The 21,575-nt window shown below is 71.3% G+C and carries 25 protein-coding genes and 1 pseudogene; 10 read left to right on the top strand and 16 right to left on the bottom strand.

Annotated elements, in window-relative coordinates:
• Nucleotides 1-240: 240 nt before the first annotated feature.
• From ABT297_RS03800 to mtfM, 8 genes and pseudogenes are all read right to left on the bottom strand, one after another.
• Nucleotides 241-1,131, bottom strand: coding sequence for an alpha/beta fold hydrolase (locus ABT297_RS03800; RefSeq protein ID WP_350544649.1), 891 nt, complete (start codon nt 1,129-1,131; stop codon nt 241-243).
• 1 nt (nt 1,132) lies between these two features.
• Complete coding sequence (locus ABT297_RS03795) at nt 1,133-1,459, bottom strand: DUF2516 family protein (RefSeq protein ID WP_350544298.1); 327 nt, start codon at nt 1,457-1,459, stop codon at nt 1,133-1,135.
• Between the two features lie 473 nt (nt 1,460-1,932).
• Nucleotides 1,933-2,432, bottom strand: a pseudogene (locus ABT297_RS03785) (helix-turn-helix domain-containing protein); the annotation flags it as partial.
• 189 nt (nt 2,433-2,621) lie between these two features.
• Nucleotides 2,622-3,455 carry a beta-keto acid cleavage family enzyme gene (locus tag ABT297_RS03780; RefSeq protein ID WP_350544294.1) on the bottom strand — a complete coding sequence of 278 codons (834 nt, stop codon included), beginning with the start codon at nt 3,453-3,455 and terminating at the stop codon, nt 2,622-2,624.
• 245 nt (nt 3,456-3,700) lie between these two features.
• Nucleotides 3,701-4,765: a CAF17-like 4Fe-4S cluster assembly/insertion protein YgfZ gene (gene ygfZ, locus ABT297_RS03775; protein WP_350544292.1), complete on the bottom strand. Its 1,065-nt coding sequence runs from the start codon at nt 4,763-4,765 to the stop codon at nt 3,701-3,703.
• On the bottom strand, nt 4,759-5,169 hold the full coding sequence (locus ABT297_RS03770; protein ID WP_350544646.1) for a Fur family transcriptional regulator: 411 nt from the start codon (nt 5,167-5,169) through the stop codon (nt 4,759-4,761). Before ABT297_RS03770 ends, ygfZ begins: the two co-directional genes overlap by 7 nt.
• A gap of 25 nt (nt 5,170-5,194) precedes the next feature.
• On the bottom strand, nt 5,195-5,782 hold the full coding sequence (locus ABT297_RS03765; RefSeq protein WP_350544290.1) for a heme-binding beta-barrel domain-containing protein: 588 nt from the start codon (nt 5,780-5,782) through the stop codon (nt 5,195-5,197).
• The gene (mtfM, locus tag ABT297_RS03760) at nt 5,779-5,883 is read right to left on the bottom strand and encodes a small membrane protein MtfM (RefSeq protein WP_033363477.1); all 105 of its coding nucleotides are present in this window, start codon (nt 5,881-5,883) and stop codon (nt 5,779-5,781) included. Before mtfM ends, ABT297_RS03765 begins: the two co-directional genes overlap by 4 nt.
• A gap of 12 nt (nt 5,884-5,895) precedes the next feature.
• On the opposite strand from mtfM, the gene ABT297_RS03755 reads away from it, so the two are divergent.
• Entirely contained in the window at nt 5,896-6,270 is a 375-nt protein-coding gene (locus ABT297_RS03755; RefSeq protein ID WP_350544288.1) for a DsrE family protein, read from the top strand.
• A 110-nt stretch (nt 6,271-6,380) separates the two neighbouring features.
• On the opposite strand, the gene ABT297_RS03750 is transcribed toward ABT297_RS03755, so the two are convergent.
• The 6 genes from ABT297_RS03750 to ABT297_RS03725 form a co-directional block, all read right to left on the bottom strand.
• Complete coding sequence (locus ABT297_RS03750) at nt 6,381-7,166, bottom strand: hypothetical protein (protein ID WP_350544286.1); 786 nt, start codon at nt 7,164-7,166, stop codon at nt 6,381-6,383.
• Between the two features lie 126 nt (nt 7,167-7,292).
• Nucleotides 7,293-7,604, bottom strand: a complete 312-nt coding sequence (locus ABT297_RS03745) for a DUF1416 domain-containing protein (protein ID WP_350544284.1) — start codon at nt 7,602-7,604, stop codon at nt 7,293-7,295.
• 17 nt (nt 7,605-7,621) lie between these two features.
• Nucleotides 7,622-8,485 (bottom strand): sulfurtransferase, encoded by an 864-nt coding sequence (locus ABT297_RS03740; RefSeq protein WP_350544282.1) that lies wholly within the window; start codon nt 8,483-8,485, stop codon nt 7,622-7,624.
• A 199-nt stretch (nt 8,486-8,684) separates the two neighbouring features.
• A complete protein-coding gene (locus ABT297_RS03735) occupies nt 8,685-8,759 on the bottom strand; it encodes an Ms5788A family Cys-rich leader peptide (RefSeq protein ID WP_350544643.1) in 75 nt (24 codons plus the stop codon).
• Nucleotides 8,760-8,808: 49 nt separating this feature from the next.
• Nucleotides 8,809-9,582, bottom strand: coding sequence for an LmeA family phospholipid-binding protein (locus ABT297_RS03730; protein WP_350544280.1), 774 nt, complete (start codon nt 9,580-9,582; stop codon nt 8,809-8,811).
• Between the two features lie 169 nt (nt 9,583-9,751).
• On the bottom strand, nt 9,752-10,840 hold the full coding sequence (locus ABT297_RS03725) for a hypothetical protein (RefSeq protein WP_350544278.1): 1,089 nt from the start codon (nt 10,838-10,840) through the stop codon (nt 9,752-9,754).
• 297 nt (nt 10,841-11,137) lie between these two features.
• On the opposite strand from ABT297_RS03725, the gene ABT297_RS03720 reads away from it, so the two are divergent.
• From ABT297_RS03720 to pstB, 6 genes are all read left to right on the top strand, one after another.
• Nucleotides 11,138-11,839: a winged helix-turn-helix transcriptional regulator gene (locus tag ABT297_RS03720; protein WP_350544276.1), complete on the top strand. Its 702-nt coding sequence runs from the start codon at nt 11,138-11,140 to the stop codon at nt 11,837-11,839.
• 41 nt (nt 11,840-11,880) lie between these two features.
• Nucleotides 11,881-12,843, top strand: coding sequence for a mycothiol synthase (gene mshD / locus ABT297_RS03715; RefSeq protein ID WP_350544274.1), 963 nt, complete (start codon nt 11,881-11,883; stop codon nt 12,841-12,843).
• A 258-nt stretch (nt 12,844-13,101) separates the two neighbouring features.
• A complete protein-coding gene (gene pstS / locus ABT297_RS03710; protein ID WP_350544272.1) occupies nt 13,102-14,220 on the top strand; it encodes a phosphate ABC transporter substrate-binding protein PstS in 1,119 nt (372 codons plus the stop codon).
• 99 nt (nt 14,221-14,319) lie between these two features.
• Nucleotides 14,320-15,225, top strand: a complete 906-nt coding sequence (pstC, locus tag ABT297_RS03705) for a phosphate ABC transporter permease subunit PstC (RefSeq protein WP_350544640.1) — start codon at nt 14,320-14,322, stop codon at nt 15,223-15,225.
• Nucleotides 15,225-16,307, top strand: coding sequence for a phosphate ABC transporter permease PstA (gene pstA / locus ABT297_RS03700; RefSeq protein WP_350544270.1), 1,083 nt, complete (start codon nt 15,225-15,227; stop codon nt 16,305-16,307). The genes pstC and pstA overlap by 1 nt, the downstream gene beginning before the upstream one ends.
• A gap of 16 nt (nt 16,308-16,323) precedes the next feature.
• Complete coding sequence (gene pstB, locus ABT297_RS03695; RefSeq protein ID WP_350544267.1) at nt 16,324-17,100, top strand: phosphate ABC transporter ATP-binding protein PstB; 777 nt, start codon at nt 16,324-16,326, stop codon at nt 17,098-17,100.
• On the opposite strand, the gene ABT297_RS03690 is transcribed toward pstB, so the two are convergent.
• The gene (locus ABT297_RS03690; protein WP_350544265.1) at nt 17,076-17,864 is read right to left on the bottom strand and encodes an NUDIX hydrolase; all 789 of its coding nucleotides are present in this window, start codon (nt 17,862-17,864) and stop codon (nt 17,076-17,078) included. The two genes, pstB and ABT297_RS03690, sit on opposite strands and share 25 nt — an antisense overlap.
• A 9-nt stretch (nt 17,865-17,873) precedes the next feature.
• Nucleotides 17,874-18,314, bottom strand: a complete 441-nt coding sequence (locus tag ABT297_RS03685) for a hypothetical protein (protein WP_350544263.1) — start codon at nt 18,312-18,314, stop codon at nt 17,874-17,876.
• A gap of 17 nt (nt 18,315-18,331) precedes the next feature.
• Here ABT297_RS03685 and ABT297_RS03680 point away from each other — a divergent pair, with 17 nt between their 5' ends.
• From ABT297_RS03680 to ABT297_RS03670, 3 genes are read left to right on the top strand one after another with little or no spacing between them, the layout of a single operon-like run.
• Nucleotides 18,332-19,309, top strand: a complete 978-nt coding sequence (locus tag ABT297_RS03680) for a Gfo/Idh/MocA family protein (RefSeq protein ID WP_350544261.1) — start codon at nt 18,332-18,334, stop codon at nt 19,307-19,309.
• A 49-nt stretch (nt 19,310-19,358) separates the two neighbouring features.
• Entirely contained in the window at nt 19,359-19,685 is a 327-nt protein-coding gene (locus tag ABT297_RS03675) for a hypothetical protein (protein WP_350544259.1), read from the top strand.
• A complete protein-coding gene (locus ABT297_RS03670; RefSeq protein WP_350544257.1) occupies nt 19,682-21,571 on the top strand; it encodes a M91 family zinc metallopeptidase in 1,890 nt (629 codons plus the stop codon). The genes ABT297_RS03675 and ABT297_RS03670 overlap by 4 nt, the downstream gene beginning before the upstream one ends.
• Nucleotides 21,572-21,575: the final 4 nt, after the last annotated feature.

The raw sequence follows: 21,575 nt of genomic DNA, 5'->3' as shown, positions 1-21,575 counted from the left end.
GTGAGCCGGACCCGGACGTGGCGGTGACCGGCCCGATGATGTGTGACACCCATGAATCCGGCTATATGCGGCGGGTCGGGCCCGCCCAGCGTCGCGAAATGGTCATGCAATACAGAACCCGTCAACCCTCGTTCTGATACGCGTCAGAGGGTCATCCATTCGGTCACTACCGGCGAGCCGTTCGCCGGTGAAGCGGCCGGGTCCGGGCGACACGCCCCGGCCGACCGTCCTCGCCGCAGATCAGTTGTTGAGGAACGCCGAGATCCGCGTGCGCAGGTCGGCGCGCTGCGTCCAGAGGATGCCGGGCCGGTCGTACACGTGCAGCCGCGCCCGTGGCAGCGCCGCCGCGAGCTGCTCGGCGACCGCGGCCGGATGCAGGTCGTCGCCCCGGCAGCCGATCACCAGACAGTCGGCGGTGACGTCGGCCAGCTCGGCGCGGTCCTCGATCGCCGCCTGTTCGGGCAGACCGGCCAGGCCGGCCGCGAGCCCGTCGCGCATGAGCTGGTCGAGCCGCTGGCGCAGGAACGCCCAGACCGGCGGCGTGTTGCGCAGCTGCGCCGGGATCTCCTGCGAGATCACGTCGGCCACCGCCGCCGCATCGCCCGCCTCGATCGCCGCCAGCAGCGCGGTGAGCCGCTCGTGGGCGGCGGCCGGGCGCGGGGCGTCGAGCACGGCGGGCAGGAAGAACACCGCCCGCTCGAAGCGGCCGGGGTTGTCCGCCAGCAGCCGGGTGAGTGCCCCGGCGCCCATGCTGACGCCGAACGCCCGGGTCGCGCCGGAGAGATCGGCGATCGCGCGGAGATCTCGGGCGAGGTCCGGATAGGTCCACATGCCCCCGGGCGCCGCGGACTGCCCGTGCCCGCGGAACTGGAAGAAAACCTTGCGGCCGTGCACGGCGCTGCCCAGCGGCCGGGTCTCGGCGATCCCGCTACCGAGGCCGTGGGCGAACACGGTCACCGGAGTGCCCTCGCCGGTGACGAGCTGCTCCAACTCGACGCCGTGCGGGGTGGCGACCAGCTCGGTCGGGGGCGCGGGAAGGGTTGGCCGGCCGGTCTGGGGCCCCCGGGTCACGGGCGGGCGGAACCGATCGGGGCGCCCGTCCGGCGGGGGCGGCCAGCGGAAGTCCATCAGCTCACCAGGAGCCGTGGCCGTCGACCGCGTCGCGCAGCGCGGGGCGGATGTCGAGCAGATACACGGCGAAGATCCCGGTCGCGATGAGCGAGAAGATGCCCAGAAAGCCGAGCCCGAGATTGGGCGAGATAGCGGTGAGCAGCTCGCCACCGCCGATCAGCGCCAGCCAGATGGACTTGGACATCGTGCCGATCGCCGGGAACGCGTCGGTGCGCTGCACGACGCAGTGCAGGAAGGCCGCAGCGCCGAGCACCAGGCAGAAGATCCATACGCTGATCGAAATATAGGTCTCGGCCTGAATGTAGAAGATCGGGACGGCACTCACCATGCACCGAGCTTATGCCGAAGCCCCCCGGCCCGTGCGCGACGGTGCCGGAGGGCTCCCAAGAAACACCATTACTTCTTGGTGTCGGCCTTCGGCGCGGCCTTCTTCGCCGCCGTCTTCTTGGCCGGGGTGCGCGACGCGGCCGGCCCCTCGGTCGTGGTGACCTCGGCGGTCACCGCCTTGCGGCCCGGCTCCAGCTCGATCTTCGCCTCGGCGCCCCGGGCGGTGCTGACGACCTTCTCGCCGCGGGCGACCAGGTCGGAATACACGGCTATGGCTCGGTCCTGCGCGACCTGGGCGCCGGCCTGCGCGCTGGCCAGGAAGCTGGAGGCGTTGCGCCGCGCCATCCCGCGCAGCCGGTCGAGGTCGTCCCGGAGGTTGCCCTCCGACACGGCACCGGCCACGGCCGGGCGCAGCTCCTCGACGCGGGCGCGCAGGTGGGCGACCTGCCCGGGCAGTTTGCGCAGCTGCTCGTACGCCAGGTCGCCGGCGCCTGCCGCGGCATACAACGGCGTCGGGATCTTCCGGGTGGTGCTCTTCGTGGTGGTCTTCGCGGTCACTGCGACTCCTCGTGGGAACGTGTCGGCTGCTCCGGTTCGGGCCGCGAGGTGGCCTCGGCGGCGTCCTCGTGATCCATAGAGTTCCGCGCGTTTTCCCGGCGGAACGTTTCGTAGATCTGGGTGAGCGATTGCTTCTGCGCGACGGTGAGGTCACCGTCGGCGGCGATCGCGGCGAGCACGTCGTGCCCCTCGCGCTCGAGCAGCCCGGCTCGCAGGTACATCAGCGGGGTCGAGACCCGCAGTGCGCTCGCGAGCTGGGCCAGCACCTCCGCACTTGGTTTGCGCAGGCCACGCTCGATCTGGCTCAGGTACGGGTTGCTCACCCCCGCCTGCTCGGCGAGCTGACGGAGCGAGATGCGCGCGTTGCGGCGCAGGTCACGAATGAACCCACCCAGATCGCGCGGCTCTTCTTTCACACTTACCGACGGTAGCGCGGGCTGCTAACTCCAGCAAGCAAAATGCTAGCGGGAGCTAGCGTGAACCCAGTCACCACACTGAGCGAACCATGCCAGCCTCGCGTCTGCCCCCCAAAACCGGAACTCCACCCGCCCGGGCATCGCGACGCCGAGCCCCAGCCGTCGACCCCGGTGGCACCTACCTGCGGGTCAGACGCTGCCGATCCCCAGCATGGCGCGGGCGTCGCCGGTGCTCATCGGCGGGCGCTGGGCGAGCCGGGCGAACCCGCTGGCCCGCGCGACGAGCTGGGCGTTGCTCTCGACGGGCTGCCCCTTGGCGTACGTCACGGTGTCCTCCATGCCGACGCGCAGGTGCCCGCCGGCGGCGAGCGAGGCGAGCAGGACCGGCAGCGAGGAGCGCCCGATCCCGGTCGCGGAGAAGGTGGTCCCCTCGGGCAGGTCGCGCAGCGCGGCCTCGCAGGCGGCGAGGGCCGCGACGGTGCCCGGCATGCCGCCCGGCACGCCCATGACGAGGTCGACGTGGACGTGCCCGCCGGCGGGCAGCCCGTGCTTGTCGAGCAGGCGGCGCAGGGCGGCGATCTGGCCGAGGTCGAAGATCTCGTACTCGGGGACGATGCCCCGATCCTGCATGCGCGTGTGCAGGTCGACGATGAAGCCCCACCGGTTGAGGAAGACGTCGTCGCCGAAGTTGACCGTGCCCATGGTGCAGGACGCCATGTCAGGCTGGGCGTCGAGCACGCGGAGCCGGTCGGCCTCGGGGTCGGTGACCGCGCCCCCGGTCGACAGCTGCACGATCAGCCCGGTCTCGGCACGCAGTGCGGCGACCGCCTCCCTGAGCCGCCCGAGGTCGAGCGTGGGCTCCGCGGCGTCGTCCCGGAGGTGGACGTGGATCACGCTCGCCCCCACCGCCTCGCAGTCCCGGCCGGCCGCCACCAACTCGTCAAGCGTCACGGGAAGCGCGGGCGCGTCCGATTTGCGCGATTCGGCGCCGGTCGGAGCCACCGTGATCAACGTCGTCGTCATCACTTCACCGATCCTGCCATGCCCGCGGGTTGGCCCCTGGTGGCTTGCCGGCGGAGTTTTCCGTGATCGCGGAGTCAAAATGCACAAAAGCGCAGCGCTTTCACTCCGTGATCACGGAAATCCCGCGCACCGCGGCCGCCGAGCGCATGCACCAGCCAATGATGGTCACCCTTTATACCCCGACAGGCGAAAAATCCGATAAGTCGTGGCGCGGAGCGCCCGACTTATCGGCGGAAACCAACCGGCTACAGGCCGGGGTCGATGGCGGCCGTCGACGGGCCCACGCGCAGGGCCGAGTCCGGGGTGAGGTTCTGCTTCACGACCGCCAGGGCGATCATTCCCAGCTCATGATGGCGCACCGCGGTCCCCACGAAGCCGACCGGGCGGTCGCCACCCTCCAGCGTCACCGGGGTGTGGCGCGCCGGGAGTTCGTCGGTGGCGATGCCGTCGAGGTGGAGCAGCACGAGCTTGCGCGGCGGGCGGCCCAGGTGGTGCACCCGCGCGATCGTCTCCTGGCCCCGGTAGCAGCCCTTCTCCAGGTGTACCGCCGGGGCCGTCCAACCCACCTCGGCCGGCAGCGTTTTGTGGTCGGTCTCGAACCCCGCCCGCGGGCGGCGTGCGGCCACGCGCAGCGCCTCGAAGGCCCAGATGCCGGCCCGCGGCAGCCCCGAGGACCCGATCACCTCGGGCAGGGCCTGGCGGGGGACCAGCAGGTCCGCGCCGTACGTCATGCGGCGCACCCACCCGCCGACGGGCAGCGGCGCGGCCGAATACACGGCCGTGGGGCGCGACGGGACCGAGCCGGCCGCGAACTTGGCGTCGGGCACGGCGAGCAGGTCGGGTGGGAGCAGCGGGCCGACGCCGAGCGTGATGAGGGCCTCGTCGGTTTCGGGGCCGACGATCGACAGCAGCGCCCAGTCGGCGGTGACCTCGGCCGGCTCGACGCGCATCAGGAACCGCATGCGCTCCAGGAACGTGAGCAGCCCGGGCGCGTCGGCGGTGTCCAGCCAGGTGGTGGCGCCGTCGTCGGTGAGCACCGCGTGATGCTCGACGTGGCCGTGTGGCGAGAGCACCAGCAGTTCGGAGCCGGTCATCGGGGCGAGGCCGGTGAGGTGCTGCGTCGTGAGGCTGTGCAGCCAGGTCAGCCGGTCGGCGCCGGGAACGGCCAGCACGCGCCGGTGCGAGCGGTCGACCAGGCCGGCGGCGGTGTCCAGGATGCGCTGCTCCCGGGCCGGGTCGCCGTAGTGGGCCACGGCGCCGGCGTCGGGGTCGTTCGGGTCGAGGGCGGCGACGGGTACGGCGCTCAGCATGACTCTCCTCGGGTAGCACCGCATTCGCCGCAGAGGCCGAACAGCGCGACGTGCCCGATGTCCAGCCGGAACCCGCGGCCGTCCAGCAGCTCGCCGGCGAGGCCGTCCAGGACCGGCGACGGCAGCTCCTGCACCGAGCCGCAGCCCCGGCACACCAGGTGGGCGTGCTGGTGCTCGTCGACCGCATGGTACGTCGGCGCGCCGTGCGACAGATGCGCGTGCGTGATCAGCTCGAGCTCCTCGAGGAGCTCGAGCGTGCGATACACGGTGGTGATGTTGATCCCGGCGGCCCGCTCGGCCACCTCGGCGTGGATCTGGTCCGGGGTGGCGTGTCGCAGCCGATAGACGGCTTCCAGCACGAGCTGGCGCGGCGCGGTAAGCCGCAGCCCGCGCGACCGGAGCATCTCCGCGAGGTCCACGTCGTTAAATCTAGCCCGCCGCACGCTCCAGTCGCGCCGAGAGGTGTACCTGCAGCGGCTGGCCGACCGCCGCGAGGTCGAACGTGTACAGCAGCGCGCCCTCGACGATGCCGTAGAGCCGCTGGCCGCCGCGCACCTCCTTGGCCGTCGCCGTGCGGCCGATGCCGTCCGTGGCCATCTGCCACTGGGTCGCGCCGCGCGCCTGGCCGGAGTACAGCTCCACGATCCCGTTCGGCGCGGACAGCAGGATCTCGAGCTCGTCGGTCGCCTTGCCGTCCACGATCACCGGGCGCCACCAGCCGACCTCGCGCTGCGCCGGGCGGATGGGGTTGGCGTCGGCGTCGATGATCCATGACCGCGACTCGTAGAACAGGAACGGCCGCCCGTCGTGGCTGAACCGGACCTCCTGCCCGTAGTGGAAGCCCTCGATCGTGGGATAGTCGCCCTGCCCGCGCCCGCGCCACACGCCGACCAGCGGCAGCAGCCCCAGCAGCGCCGGATGCAGGTCCGGCCCCTTGCGAAGATCGTGAGTCTCCTCATACGGATACTCACCGACCTGGGCGAGCCCCGCCCACGGCGGCGGCTGCACGTCAGTCACCAACGCCCCCTCGACACCCGAACCGCGAGATAGATCAGGCCGCCGGCCAGCGCACCCATGCCGGCGACCAGCAGGCTCACGAACCCGATCTCAGTTACCATTACCGGAATCCTATGCTGCGAGACATGGCACGTACTCTCGTCGTCAAGGCAACCGCCGGATCCGATGCCCCGGAGCGCTGCTCCCAGGCCTTCACCGTGGCCGCGACGGCCGTCGCGGGCGGCGTGGCGACCTCACTCTGGCTCACCGGCGAGTCGGCCTGGTTCGCGCTGCCGGGCCGCGCCGCCGAGTTCGAGCTCGCGCACGCCGCACCACTGCAGGACCTGATCGAGGCGATCCTGGCCGGCGGCAAGGTCACCGTCTGCACCCAGTGCGCCGCGCGCCGTGGCATCGGGGCGGACGACGTCATCCCGGGCATCCGGATCGCGGGCGCCGCGGCGTTCGTCGAGGAGGCGCTCCAGGACGACGCCCAAGCCCTGGTTTATTAGACAAACCAATACAGCAGGGGACTCGGGTCCGCGTCACCTGCGGACCGTTCCTCCCGCGAGACAACAGTCGGGCCTGGCGGCCCTCCTTGCCGGGTCCGCGGTGGCAAGAGCTAACAACCCGCCGTGGAGCTGACGACGAGCGAGGCGTGCTCCGTGCGCAGGGCGATGTCGGCCGTGCCCGCGCGGTAGGCGTACACCTTCGGCTCGTCCAGCACCACCGCGGACGCCGGAACCGTCGCCCTGGCCGCGGAGCCGTCGCCCGCGGTGACGGCCTCCACCGTCCGCAGCGTGCCGCCCGCCGGGCAGGCGAGCTGGTGCGCGCGCCACTCCGAGGCCGGCTTGCCGAGCGTGTCGAGCACCGCCTGCACCGGCGCGCGGCCGGCGTCCTGCGCCGGCGGCGTCGCCTCCGTGACCGGCGCGTCCTGGACCCGGCAGCCGGTGTCCGCGGTGAACCGCAGCTGGCCGGGCTCGGGCACGCTGCCGCGCACGGCCACGAAGTTGCCCGCGTCGGCGCTGAGCAGGTCGGTGCCGGCGTTGTGGACGACGGACGCCTTGTACTGCGCGGGCAGGGCTGCCCTGACGCGGTCGATGGTGGCGCCCTCGGCGGACTTCTTGACGTATACCGTGAGATCCCGGGCAAACCGGGTGCCCTTACGCGCCGTGGTCACCTGACAGCTCATCTCCGTGCGCCGGTAACCGCCGATCACCGCCACCGACGACGCCGGGTCGAGCGCCGAGTAGATCCGGCCGAGCGCGCCGTCCACGGTCGGCAGCGCCTCGGCGATCGTGGTCTGCTCGCGGGCGGTGGGCCGGCCGTGGAAGTGCGAGTACAGCGCCAACCCGGCCACGGCCACGGCCCACGCGACGACTGCGGCGACTATCCAGCGACGCTTCACGCCGCCATCCTCCCAGCCGGAAAGCGCGACGCCGCCCGCCGGGGTTGGGCCCGACGAGCGGCGTCACGTTTTGCGTGTGGAGCTGTTCGCGCGAAAAATCCTGCGGCGCAGGGCGATTCGCGCGGGCTAGGCGACGGAGAGGGCGACCTCGTTGATGCCGCGGTCCGCGGCGAGGGTCGTGTTGCCATTGCCGGCGCGGGACAGGGCGCGCAGCGTCCAGTTGCCCGGCGCGGCGAAGAACCGGAACTGTCCGGCCGGCGAGGTGACCACCTCGGCGGTGAACTCGCCGGTCGAGTCGAGCAGGCGCACGTACGCGCCGGCCACCGGGCCCTCGCCGGAGCTGACCACGCCGGTGATGACGGTTTCCTTCTCGACGTCGACGCTCGCCGGGAGCGGGGCGCTCTGGTCGGGCGCGGCGCAGCTGTCAGCAGTACTCATCGTCGGTACCCCTTCTCTCAGGCCTGGCCGTCAACGCTGCCGGGCTCGTCGCCCAGCGCCACGGGCACGCCGACCAGCGAGCCGTACTCGGTCCACGAACCGTCGTAGTTGCGCACGTCGCTGTGGCCGAGGATCTCCTGGAGCACGAACCAGGAGTGCGACGAGCGCTCGCCGATGCGGCAGTAGGCGATCGTCGGCTTGGCGTCGTCGAGGCCGGCCGCGGCGTAGAGCTCGCGCAGGTCGTCGTCCGACTTGAACGTGCCGTCCTCGTTGGCGGTCTTGCTCCACGGCACGGACACCGCCGTCGGGATGTGACCGGCGCGCTGGGCCTGCTCCTGCGGGAGGTGGGCCGGGGCGAGGAGGCGGCCGGCGAACTCGTCGGGCGAGCGCACGTCGACGAGGTTGTACGAGCCGATGGCCTTGATCACGTCGTCGCGGAAGGCGCGGATCGACAGATCCTGGTCGTGGGCGGCGACGTAGGTGGTGGCCGGGCGCTCGACCTCCTCCTTGTTCAGCGGGCGGGCGTCGAGCTCCCACTTCTTGCGGCCGCCGTCGAGCAGCTTCACGTCGCCGTGGCCGTAGAGCTTGAAGTACCAGTACGCGTAGGCGGCGAACCAGTTGTTGTTGCCGCCGTACAGGATGACGTGGTCGTCGTTGCCGATGCCCTTGCTGGACAGCAGCGCCTCGAACTGCGCCTTGTTGACGAAGTCCCGGCGCACCGCGTCCTGCAGCTCGGTCTTCCAGTTGATCTTGACGGCGCCGGGGATGTGGCCGCCGTCGTAGGCGGTGGTGTCCTCGTCGACCTCGACGAACACGACGCCGGGCGTCTCGATGTTCTCCTCGGCCCAGTCGGCCGTGACCAGGGCGGATTCGCGACTCATGGGTGTTCTCTCTCCCAGGAATGATGGGTGGGTTCGAGTCGCCACACGGGTAGGAAGCCGCGCGCGACCCGAGGGGGACGGATCACGGTTTCGGTGATGAGTCTGTGAATGCCTGCGACGGAGACTCGCCGGCCAGACCCACCGGTCTGGGGCGCCGCTGCCTCGAGCCGTATTCAGAGCACGCTGCAGGGCCGCACCATCAGGTGCGGCAACACAGGCAGGTGGCCACGCGGCACAGGTCGACCGCGCGCCGTCGGGTGAGCAGCATGCTCATGGTTTGGCAGCGTAGCATCGCCGAGCGTGCCCGCGCAGCGTCCGCTGGGTCACTGTCCGGTGAGCTTGACGTCCGCCGCGGACGCCTTGACCTGCAGTCCGGTGTCGGTGGTGTCGACGGAGTTCACCACCAGGTTGTACGGCAGGCCGGGCAGCCTCAGGTTGATCTGCAGCCGGTTCTGGTACTGCTTGATGAAGTTGTTGACCTGCGGCGGCAGGCTGCCCTGGTCGGTGCTGACCGACTCCAGCTTCAGGCGCACCTTCCCGGTCTCCACGACCATGCTGCCCTTGGCGACGATGTTGAACCCGACCCCCTGGATCGTGACCGGGACCCGCATCTCGATCTTGTTGTCGACCACCCGCAGGTCGACCTGCGACGGGTCGGCCGAGGGCGGCAGCCCCGCGACCTCCAGCAGCGGCCGCACGTCGTCCCAGCCCATCGACGCGTTGCCGACCACCTCACTGGCCACGACGTCGCCCTTGCCGCTGAGCAGTTCCTGCGCGTTGGCCTTGACCGACCGGGCCTCGACCGTCAGCGTGTCGAGCTTGATGTTGTTCAGCTGCGGCTTGCTGAGCTTGATGGTGATCTTCTTGTACTCGCCCGCCGCCACCTGCGTCAGGAACGGAAACCCGGTGACGGACACCTGCGGGTCGCCCTCGTACTTGATGTCCTTGGCCGCGAGCTGGGTGCGCGTCTCCTGGGCGATACGACTCTCGGCCGCGCCGGCCGCGATCCGATCGACGACCACGAACACGCCGATCAGGATGAGCGCCATGATGATCAGCACGATGCCGATCTTGGCCCCTCGTCGTCTCGCCGCCACGGCGCTCCCTCCGGTTTCGCTTCCAGCCGTCGTACCCAAGCACGAGGATTTCGTACCGCGCCAACTCTGACGCTCCGGCACCAACTATTGGCGCGAATCCACGACCCTTGCCAACCGTCTTTACCGTTTCGCCACATTTATCCCGGATCACGCCCCGGGTGGATCGGCGTCAGAGCAGGAGCAGGCTGCTGGCCACGTACGCCGCCGGGGCGGCGAAGGCGATCGCGCCGATCGGGCCCTGGATGTGCCTCGCCAGCCACAGGGCCGGCTCGTCGCCGTCGATGATGCGGCTCGCCTCGGCATAGCCGACCGACAGGTCGACCATGACCGCGACGATCGCGGTTGCCAGGCCCGCCAGAGCGCTCGGCAGGGGGCTGAGGCCGTCCAGGTAGTTGCCGATGGCGCCGGCTGCGGCCGTGCCGACCATCGTGCCCAGCACGACGCCGGCGCCGCCGCGCGGGACCTGGGGCGCGATTCGCGGCAAGGCGGCGATCGCATCGCTGAAGCGGGCGATGAACAGCGCTATGCCGGCCGCGGCCAGGCAGGCGACGATCGCCTGGGTGCCGTGCGGGATGCGCCCGAGCACCACCAGGCTGGCGAAGGAAACGACACCCAGCGTCACCACCAGCGAGGAGCCGAGCGACTCGGTGACCCGCTGGCGGCCCGCCGGGCGGGTGAGCTGGCCGACGACGCCGATGATGAAGCCGGCGGCGGTCACGTACGCGAGCGGGGCCAGCGACGCCGGCCGGTTCAGCACGGCGGCGACGTCGGTGCCGATCGCCACCGCGATGCCGACGATGCCGACGACCCTCGGCGCGGGCGGGCGGCTCGCGATCGTCCAGACGCCGACGAAGAGGGCCTGGACGCCGAAGACCACCACGGCGTACGACTCGTGGCGGGTCTGCGCGCCGACGATGAGCGCGATCGTCACGAGCGCGGCGAAGCCCGCCACGCCGAGCGAGACGAGGCGGCGAACCGGGGGCAGCGGGGGGATCGGGGCGGGCTTCTCCGGGCTGTCGCCGGTGTCGGCGACGTCACCGGGGTCGGGGTCGCCGTCGGGGTGATGTTCGGGGTGGTGCCCGTCGGTCTCCCGGCCGTCGTTGCGCGGGGCGCGGTCGCGGCGGTCGGCATCCCGTCCGGGCTGGTCTCGGCGGCCGGTATCGCGTCCGGCCTCGTCCCGGCGGCGGCGACGGGAGGCCGGCTCGGAGGCCGGGGGCCAGACGCCGAAGTCCTCGGCGGGCGACGGGGTTGCGGGCACGCAACGATCGTGCCAGACCGGCCGGTAACGACCCAGGCGGGGATGACCTGGAGACCCGGCCCGCTCGTCATTGCTCCCGCGCGCGAATATCATGTCATCGGAAACGGCGGGGTGTGGCTCACTCAACTGTCTCGAACCACGGTTTGACCGGTCGCAAAACGTGAATACTCAGATATTCTCGTGCGGGATACGCCCACAACCTCCCGTCAGAGCTGCCGGGATTGGAGCGAGCCGCCGCCCTGCCTGGGCGCCACAGCGCCCGAGCGACCAGGTGCGCCGCGGCCACGGAGGTGACTCGTGGAGATTCTGCTGCTGACCGCGGCTCCCGCGGGCCAGGTGGTGTTGCCAGGCCTTGACCTGCTGCCCCACACGGTGCGCACCGCACCCAGAGACGTTCGCACACTGGTGAGCGGCCCCAGCCCTGACGCCGTCGTGGTCGACGCGCGCACCGAGCTGGCCGACGCCCGCGCCACCTGCCGCATGCTGCACGCCACCGGCCTCGGCGTTCCGCTGCTGGCCGTGGTCACCGAGGCCGGGCTGGTCGCCCTGCACGCCGACTGGGGCCTCGACGATGTCATCCTCGCCTCCGCCGGCCCCGCCGAGATCGAGGCCCGGCTGCGCCTGGGCGTGGGGCGGCTCAACTCCGCCGCGGCCGCGAGCGGCGGCATGATCAAGGCCGGCGAGCTCTCCATCGACCCCGACACCTACGCGGCGAAGCTCAAGGGCCGCCCGCTCGACCTCACCTACAAGGAGTTCGAGCTGCTGAAGTTCCTGGCCCAGCATCCCGGCCGGGTGTTCACCCGCGACCAACTGCTGCGCGAGGTGTGGGGCTACGACTACTTCGGCGGCACCCGGACGGTCGACGTCCACGTGCGGCGGCTGCGGGCGAAGCTCGGGTCCGAGTACGAGTCGATGATCGGCACCGTGCGCCAGGTGGGCTACAAGTTCGTCGTCCCGCCGGCCCGTCCGTTGCACGACTCCGAGCCGGTAAGGGTCTGAGGCCGTTTCACGAGTTACCGGGCGCGGGCTACATTGATCGCATGATCCCAGCGCCTGCCGTACACCGTGCCGAGCACCTCTCCCCGGACCAGGTCGGGCAGGTCCTGGCGCTGATGCGGGCGGCGGGCGACACCGACGGCGCGCTTCCCCTGTCCGAGCACGTCGTGCTGCACCTCCGGCACGGGGGCGAGGCACCCGCGGTGCACCTGCTGGCGTACGGCGAGACGCCGGAGCAGATCGTCGGGTATGCCTACGTCGATACGACCGACGCCGTCGAGGGCGCCTCGGCGGAGCTGGTGGTGCACCCGCTGCACCGCCGCCGCGGGCTGGGGCGCGCCCTGGTCACCGCGGCCATGGCCGTCGCCGACGAGCGCAACGGCGGCCGGCTGCGACTGTGGGCGCACGGCGACCACCCGTCGGCCTCGGCGCTGGCCATCCGGCTCGGCTTCGACCGCGTCCGGGTGCTGCTGCAGCTGCGCCGCTCGCTTTCCGCGCCGCTGGACGAGGCCGTGCTGCCCGCCGGGGCGCACCTGCGCGCGTTCCGGCCCGGCGTGGACGACGAGGCCTGGCTGGCGCTCAACGCGGCGGCCTTCGCCGAGCACCCGGAGCAGGGCAAGTGGACGCTGGACGATCTGCACATGCGGCTGAGTGAGCCGTGGTTCGAGGCCGCCGGGTTCCTGCTCGCCGAGGCGGGCGACGGCCGGCTGCTCGGCTTCCACTGGACCAAGGTCCATGGCGCGGCGCCCACGCAGCCAGGCGATGGCGAGGAGGCACATGTCCCTGAGCCGATCGGTGAGGTGTACGTTCTCGGTGTCTCCCCGGACGCGAACGGCGGCGGCCTCGGCCGGGCGCTGACCCTCGCCGGGCTGTGGCATCTGCGTGACCGGGGGCTGGCTCAGGTCATGCTGTACGTCGACGAGAGCAACACGCGGGCCCTGGCGCTGTATCGGCGCCTCGGGTTCGTCCGCTGGTCCAACGACGTCTCGTTCCAGCGCACGCTGTAGGCGCTGGTCGCGAACGGTGGGCGTGATCATGCCGCAAAAGGGGCACCACGCCGCACCGTTGGGCAGTTCACCCAATGGCCAACTCGCCTCCGACCAGCCGTCATTTGCGGCCCAGGACCTGTTCACCCCGCGTTCACCCGGCTCCAGAGGCGTGGTTACCTACCGCTCTTAGCGTCCCTGTCAGTCGACGACCTGCGTCGGCCTTCCGCCACCTCCCCAGGCAACGGAAGTCGGAATATCCCCGACGAAGGGACCGCAGTGAACCTCAAGCGGCACGGCCTCATCGCCGGCATCGCGCTCACCGCGACGCTCGCGCTCGCCGCGTGCGGCTCGGACAACAACGAACCCTCGACTCCGGCGTCGACCGGCGCGGGCGGTGCGTCCGCCGCCGGCCCGACGTGCGCGGATGGCTCGCTTACAGCTCAGGGCTCGTCCGCGCAGAAGAACGCGATGGACGAGTGGATCAAGTCATACCAGTCGAAGTGTTCGGGTGCCAAGATCGACTACCAGGGCACCGGCTCCGGCGCCGGCATCACCGCCTTCTCCGGTGGCACGGCCGACTTCGCGGGCTCCGACTCGGCGCTGAAGGACGGCGAGGAGAGCACCAAGGCGGCCAGCCGCTGCGGTGGCGCCCCGGCGCTCAACCTGCCGATGGTGACCGGCCCGATCGCGGTCGCGTACAACCTTGACGGCGTCAAGGACCTGCAGCTCAAGCCGGACACCCTGGCGAAGATCTTCAGCGGTGCCGTCAAGAACTGGGACGACGCCGCCATCAAGGAAGACAACCCGGGCGCCACGCTCCCGGCGACCCCGATCCTCGCCGTGCACCGCTCGGACTCCTCCGGCACCACGGACAACTTCACCGGTTACCTGACCGCGGCCGCCCCCAGCGCGTGGACCGCCGGCAAGGACAAGGTGTGGAAGGCCCAGGGCGGCCAGGCCGAGAAGGGCTCCGACGGCATCGCCGCGGCCGTGAAGAAGTCCGCGGGCTCGATCGGCTACGTCGAGTGGTCGTTCGCCAAGGCCAACAGCCTCGGCACGGCCAAGATCTACAACGGCGCCGGCGAGTACACCGCGCTGACCGCCGAGGCGGCCGGCAAGACCATCGCGGGCGCCAAGGTCACCGGCACCGGCGACGACCTGAAGCTCTCGATCGACTACGCCACCAAGGAGGCCGGGGCCTACCCGATCGTCCTGGTGACCTACGAGATCGTCTGCAGCAAGGGCACCGCCGCCGACAAGCTCCCGCTGGTGAAGGGCTTCCTCGGCTACACGGTCAGCACCGCCGGCCAGGCCTCGCTGGAGAAGCTGGGCTACGCCCCGCTGCCGGAGACGGTCCGCGCCAAGGTGGAGTCCTCGATCAAGAACCTGGCCTGACAGGAAGACTCGTTGAGCCAGCAGACTCTGTCCGCCACCTCCGCCGGTTCGCCCGGCGGAGGTGGCGGTCTTCCGCCGCGCAAGCGGTTCAGCGGTGACATGTTCTTCCGCGGAACCGCGACGGCCGCCGGCTCGATGGTGCTTGTCATCATCGCGGCGATCGCCGTCTTCCTGGTCGTCAAGGCCATCCCCGCCATCAACAAGGACACGGTCAACTTCTTCACGTACAAGGAGTGGTTCACCGACGGCGACCAGCCGAAGTTCGGCATCGCCGCCACGGTCTTCGGCACGATCCTGACGGCGGCACTGGCGCTGCTGATCTCGGTGCCCGTGGCGCTGGGCATCGCGCTGTGCCTGTCGCACTACGCGCACCGGCGGGTAGCCACCACGCTCGGCTTCGTCATCGACCTGCTCGCCGCCGTGCCCAGCGTCGTGTTCGGCCTCTGGGGCCGCGACTACTTCTACGAGCCGATCACGGATCTGTCGAAGTGGCTGCACGACGTGTTCGGGTGGCTGCCGATCTTCGGCAGCGAAGGGCCGTACGGCAAGTCGGTACTGCTCGGCTCGGTAGTCCTGGCGATCATGATCCTGCCGATCGTCACGTCCCTGTCCCGCGAGGTCTTCCTGCAGACCCCGCCGGAGAACCAGGAGGCCGCGCTCGCGCTGGGCTCCACCAAGTGGGAGATGATCCGCACGGCCGTCCTGCCGTACGGGCGCGCCGGCATCATCGCCTCGGTCATGCTCGGCCTCGGCCGGGCCCTCGGCGAGACCATCGCCCTCGCTCTCACGCTGGGCAGTGTCTTCGCCATCAACTGGGACTTCCTCGGCCCCGGCGGCATCACGATCGCCTCGAACATCGCCAACCGGTTCGGTGAGGCCAACGACGTCGGCCGCGGGGCGCTCATCGCGTCCGGCCTGGTGCTGTTCGTGATCACCCTGATCGTCAACATGGGCGCACGCGCGATCATCTATCGGCGTCGCGAGTTCGTCGGAGGGGCTGCGTAATGGCCGTCGAAACCCCCGTCCGGCTGGGCGTGACCGATGCGCGCCAGCTACGGGCCAAGTCGCTGCCGCCCTGGACGCCCTGGGCGGCCGCCGTCGCGGCGGTGGCCGTCTCGTTCGTGCTGATCAAGCTGACCGACGCCGGCGGTTGGGTGCTGACGGGCGTTGTCGCCGCGATCTTCTTCGTGGCCTTGATGGGCATCGCGGCGAGCATCGTGGAAGGCACCCGCTCGGCGCGCAACCGCATGGCGAGCGTGCTGATCTACGGCGCGTTCATCCTGGCCCTGCTTCCGCTGCTCTCGGTCGTCTGGACGCTGCTGAGCAAGGGCAGCGAGCGCCTGGACCTGAACTTCTTCCAGACGTCGATGAACAATATCGGCGCCTTCGACGAGAAGGGCGGCGCCTACCACGCCATCATCGGCACCCTTGAGCAGGCGGGCATCGCCACGCTCATCACGGTGCCGCTGGGCGTCCTCGGCGCGATCTACATCGTGGAGTACGGCCGCGGCTTCCTGGCCAACGCGATCCGCTTCTTCGTCGATGTCATGACCGGCATCCCGTCGATCGTCTCCGGCCTCTTCGTCCTGTCGTTCTGGGTGTTCACGGTCACCCCGCTGTGGAACGACGGCAAGGCGGCCTACTCCGGCTTCGCCGCGGCGCTGTCGCTCAGCGTGCTCATGCTGCCGACCGTGGTGCGCTCCACCGAGGAGATGCTGCGGCTGGTGCCCGGAACGCTGCGCGAGGGATCGTATGCCCTCGGCGTGCCGAAGTGGAAGACGGTCACGAGGATCGTGCTCCCGACCGCGTTGCCCGGCATCGTCACCGGCGTCATGCTCGCGGTGGCGCGTGCCGCCGGGGAGACCGCGCCGGTGCTGCTCGTCGCCGGCGGCCTCAGCTCCATCAACTTCAACGTCTTCAGCGGCAACCAGTCCTCGCTGTCCCTGTTCATCTTCGAGCAGGCCGGCGTCGCCTCCCAGTTCGCTCCTGGGCGTGCCTGGACGGCGGCCCTCACCCTGGTCGTGCTCGTGCTGGTACTCACCGTCGCGGCGAAGCTGCTGGCCCGCCGCAACAAGCTCGCCCGATAATCACTGGAGCGCCCCCATGGCAAAACGGATCGAAGCCCACGGCGTCACCTCGTACTACGGATCGTTCAAGGCGATCGACTCCGTGTCGATGACGATCGAGCCCAAGTCGGTCACCGCCCTGATCGGGCCTTCGGGCTGTGGCAAGTCCACGTTTCTGCGGTCCATCAACCGGATGCATGAGGTCCTGCCGAACGCGCGGATCGAGGGCCAGCTCCTCATCGACGGGCAGAACATCTACGACCGTGACGTCGACGTCACGGCCGTGCGCCGGATGATCGGCATGGTGTTCCAGCGGCCCAACCCCTTCCCGACGATGTCGATCTTCGAGAACGTCATCGCCGGCCTGCGTCTCAACGGCGTGCGCAAGAAGTCGGTGCTGGAGGAGGTCGCGGAGAAGGCGCTGCGCAGCGCCAACCTCTGGAACGAGGTCAAGGACCGGCTGGGCCGCCCCGGCGCGGGCCTGTCCGGCGGTCAGCAGCAGCGGCTGTGCATCGCCCGGACGATCGCGGTCGAGCCGCAGGTCGTGCTCATGGACGAGCCCTGCTCGGCGCTCGACCCGATCTCGACCCTGGCGATCGAGGACCTGATCACCGAGCTGAAGAACCAGTACACGATCGTGATCGTCACCCACAACATGCAGCAGGCGGCCCGGGTGTCGGACCGCACCGGATTCTTCTCGATCGACAAGACCGGGGAGCCGGGACGGCTCATCGAATACGACGACACCGCGAAGATCTTCACCAACCCGTCGGTGAAGAGGACCGAGGACTACATCACGGGCCGCTTCGGCTGATCGGCGGTGGGGCGGATGGCGTCGGCCGGATCACGGGCCGGCGCCGCCGCCAGGACGCCGTCGATGCCGCCGGCCTTCGCGAGGTCCCGCAGCGTCTCCAGCGTCGGCGGCAGCATCGCGTAGCGGCCGTCGGCCGCCTCGGCCGGCGGGCACCACAGGCTTTCGTCGGCCTCGCCGCTCACATCCCGGGGCACCTGGCCCTTGGGCAGCAGGGCGAGGAAGAAATACGTGTCGTAGCGCCGCGGCTCGTGCTCCGGCGTGATCCAGCGCGACCACGGCACCAGCAGGTCGCTGCGCAGCACCAGCCCGCGGCGGCTGAGAAGCTCGGCGAAGCCCAGCTCCCGCGCGATCAGCGCCAGTCGCGCCTCCTCCCATTCCTGGCCGCTGACGTCGCCGACCACGGTGCTCTCGTCGGGGCCGGCCAGCAGGACACCGGACTCCTCGAACACCTCGCGCACGGCCGCGCACACCACCGAGCGCGCGACCGGCTCGTCGAGGCGCAGCCGCGCCGCCCACCGCGCCGGCGACGGCCCGGCCCAGCCCGGGTGAAACGCCGCGTCGCGCGGGTCGACGCCGCCGCCGGGGAAGGCGTACATCGACGCGGCGAACGCCATCGTCGCCGCCCGGCGGATCAGGTATGCCTCGAACGGCTCCCGCAGCAGCACCACGGTGCTGGCCAGGCGCGGCTCGACGGGCACGCCGCCGTGCTCGGCGAAGCGCCGGGCGTGCTGTGCCAGCTCGGGCGGTAACTGAAACTCGGCCATGGGCCCACGTTACGGGGTGGCCTCATGGCCGGGGCGGCCGTGGGTGCGGCGGCGCTCCTTCATCTCCGCCTCGTGCAGGTGCCGCCGCCCGCCGGCGAGCTGCTCGCGCGCGGTCCGGTCGAGCTCCCGGAAGAGCGCGTAGTATCCGTCGTCGAACTCCTCGACCAGTTGGAACGTCCAGCGGCCGTCGACCACGTTGCGGCCGATCAGCTCCGACTCGACGCGCTCGGCGAGGTCGGGGTGGCCGGCCTCGCGCAGCAGCGACACGGCGTCGTCGAGCATCAGGTCGGCGTGGCCGATGAGCTGGTGCAGATCGTAGAGGCGGCCGCGGGCGCGCTCGACGGTCTCCAGGGCCTCGCTCAGCTTGCCGAGCGCCTCGACCGTCTTGTCCGACACGCCGGCGGGGCGCCGGTGGGCCTCGCCCGGGCCGTCGTTCGCAAACGTTGTCACCTGCCTAAGCTACGGCCATGAGCGATCGCATCCGCTGGGGCATCCTGTCGACCGGCGCCATCGCCGCCACGTTCGCCGGGGACCTCCGGCTGCTGCCGGACGCGGAGCTGGCGGCGGTTGGATCCCGCAGTACCGAAGCGGCGGAGCGGTTCGCGGCGGAACACGGCGCCGCCCGGGCCCACGGCTCGTGGCAGGCCCTGGTCGAGGACCCGGACGTCGACGCGATCTACATCGCCACCCCGCACAGCGCGCACTACGAGGCCGCCATGCTCGCGCTGCGGGCCGGCAAGGCGACGCTGTGCGAGAAGCCGTTCACGCTCGCCGTGAGCGAGGCCGAGGAGATGGCCGAGACGGCGCGGGCCGGCGGCGTGTTCCTCATGGAGGCCATGTGGATGCGCTGCATCCCGGCGATCCGCCGCATGGTCGAGCTGGTCCGCGACGGCGCGATCGGCGAGCCGGTGTCGGTGCACGCCGACTTCGGCATCCAGGGCCCGTTCCCGGAGACCTCGCGGCTGCGCGACCGGCGGCTCGGCGGCGGCGCGCTCTACGACGTGGGCATCTACCCGGTCACGTTCGCGCACCTGTTCCTCGGCGTGCCGAGCACGGTCCAGGCGTGGGCCCGGATGAGCGCCGGCGGCGTGGACGAGAACACCGGCATGCTGTTCGGCTACGACGGCGGCGCGGTCGCGGCGCTCACCTGCTCCCTGCTCGGCGACAGTGCCCGCCGCGGCACGATCACCGGCACGCTCGGGCGCATCGAGGTGCGGCGGGACTTCTTCCACCCGCACGGGTTCACGCTCTGGCGGGGCGAGGAGGCCGAGGAGTTCGACCTGGCGTACGAGGGGCGCGGCTACCAGTTCGAGGCGGAGGAGGTACACCGGTGCCTGCGCGAGGGCCTGATCGAGAGCCAGCTCGTGCCACTGTCCGAGACAATAGATATTTTGCGCCTTCTTAATGATATTTCCGGAATTATCGGACTTGACTATTCGAGCTGAGGACTGAACGGGGCGGACCGGCCGTCCCGGCATCGTTACTGTGCGCCGTATGGCTCAGGAACTCCGGGTCGACCCCGACGCGCTGATCAGGCTGGCCGACGCCTGCCTCACGGCCGCCGACGGGGCCGGTTCGCGCTATCGCACCGGCTTCCGCGACCTGTCGCTGCCCGCCGACGCCTTCGGCAACACCCCGGCCTCGGCCGGCCCCGCGAGGGTCGCCGGGAGGCTGGAGACCGAGGCGCAGGACGCCGTGTACGCACACGTCCAGATCCTGGAGAGCGACGCCGACCGGCTCCTGCAGGCCGCCTTCGCCTACCGCGACGCCGACCGGCTGGCGAGCCAGCGCATGGGCGGCTCGCGCCGGGCGCCGTTGTGACGTCCGCCGGTCCGCTCGTGGTCGACGACGTGTGGGACCTGGCCGCGCGGCCCGAGGCGCTGGCCCGGGCGGCGCTGGCGTGGCGGGCGGTCGGCGGCGACGCGCGGGCGGCCCGCGAGACGCTGGATCGGGCCGCGGTGCCGGTCCTCGGCAGCGAGTGGGAGGGCGCGACGGCCGAGGACTATCGGGCGCACTACAACCGGTTCGCCGACAGTCTCGAGCGGCTGGGACACGCCGCGGACGACACCGCGGTGGCGCTCGACGGCGCGGCGGCGCTGCTACGCGGCGGGCAGGACCAGCTCGACCACGCCTGGGAGCGGGTGGCCGGCGCCGTGGCGCATCGGCGCGGCGGCGGCACCGTGACGTTCCGTCCGGTGGACACGGACCAGGCCGCCGCCGTCCGGGCGGCGGTCGCCGAGGCGGCCGCCGTGCGCGGCGACGTCGAGCGGGGCCTCGCGGACCGGGAGGCGGCGCTCGGCCGGGCGCGCGCCAACTGGGAGCTGCTGGCCGCCAACTGGATTCCGGTCATGACCGGGCTGCTCGCCGGGTGGGTCCCGCCCGCGCCGGCCGGCGGCGTCGACGCGCGGCTCGTCGACGGGTTGTTCGTGGTCCAGACCGGCGAGGGCGCCGACGACGTGGTGGTGGACGGGGGATACGTGATCGTCGGCGGGCAGCGCCTGGCGATCCCGCCCGGCGCCCGGCTCGTGCTGCGCACCGGCGGCGGCGACGACAGCGTGCGGATCGAGGGGGACGAGGGCGTGACGGTCCTCGCCGGCGCCGGCAATGATGTGCTCTCCGGCGGTGCCGGCGACGACGTGCTGATCGCCGGCGCGGGCGCCGACGTGGTCCGCGCCGGGGCCGGCAACGACCGGGTCAGCCTCGGGCCGCTGGCGCTCGCGGGGCAGCGCCTCGACGCCAGGGAGCGGGCCGACCTGGGCGAGGGCGACGACCGGCTCTGGGGGAGCCTCGGCGACGAGGACGACGAGGGCGGCCCGGGCGACGACCTGATGTTCGGCGGCGACGGCCGCGACTATCTCGACGGCGGCGCGGGCGACGACCTGCTCGATGGCGGCCGTGGCGACGACACGCTCTACGGCCTCGGCGGCTCCGACACCCTGCACGGCGGCGAGGGTGCGGACTACCTGGAGGGCGGTGAGGGCGCCGACTATCTCGACGGCGGCGAGGGCGCCGACGTGCTCTCGGGCGGCCGAGGCGACGATGTCATGACCGGTGGGGCAGGCGACGACGTGCTGTATTCCGGCGAGGGCCGCGACACGATCGACGGCGGCGCCGGCGCGGACACGCTCTACGGCCAGGCGCAGGACACGGTCGTCGGCGTCGAGCGGATGACCGCGGCGGCGGCCGGCGGCGACCTGACCGGCTTCATCACGATCGAGGGCGACGCGGCCTACCAGGAGCGGGTGCGGGCCGACCTCGAGCTGCTGGCCGCCTCGCCGGACGGCCGGGCGATGCTCACCGACCTGCGCGACTCCGGCGTGCCGCTGGGGATCTCGCCGACCGCCGAGGCCAACGGCCACGCGAACTCGGCGGACGGCATGACTCGCATCAGGTACAACCCGTCGTATGACAGCCTGCTGAACGGCACGCCGCCCGTGGTGGTGCTCTACCACGAGATGGCGCACGTGTACGACTTCGACTACGGAACGTTCAACCGTGACCTCTACAACGGGGCGAACGGGCTCGATCGGAATGGCGGCTCGTCGGTGCCCAACTACGAGCGCCAGGCCGTGGGGCTGCCGATCGACGACGACGGCGACCCGCACACGCCCAACCGCATCGACCCGCTCCACCCGCTGGAGCTCACGGAGAACGGGCTGCGGGCCGAGATGGGGCTGGCGCACCGGGACCGGTACGCCAGCGGGTAGGAGC

Origin of the sequence: Dactylosporangium sp. NPDC000555, assembly GCF_040300025.1 — a bacterium.
Lineage (GTDB): Bacteria > Actinomycetota > Actinomycetes > Mycobacteriales > Micromonosporaceae > Dactylosporangium.
Note: the sequence above shows the minus strand (reverse complement) of the source record. Positions and strands in the feature narration are given on the sequence as shown.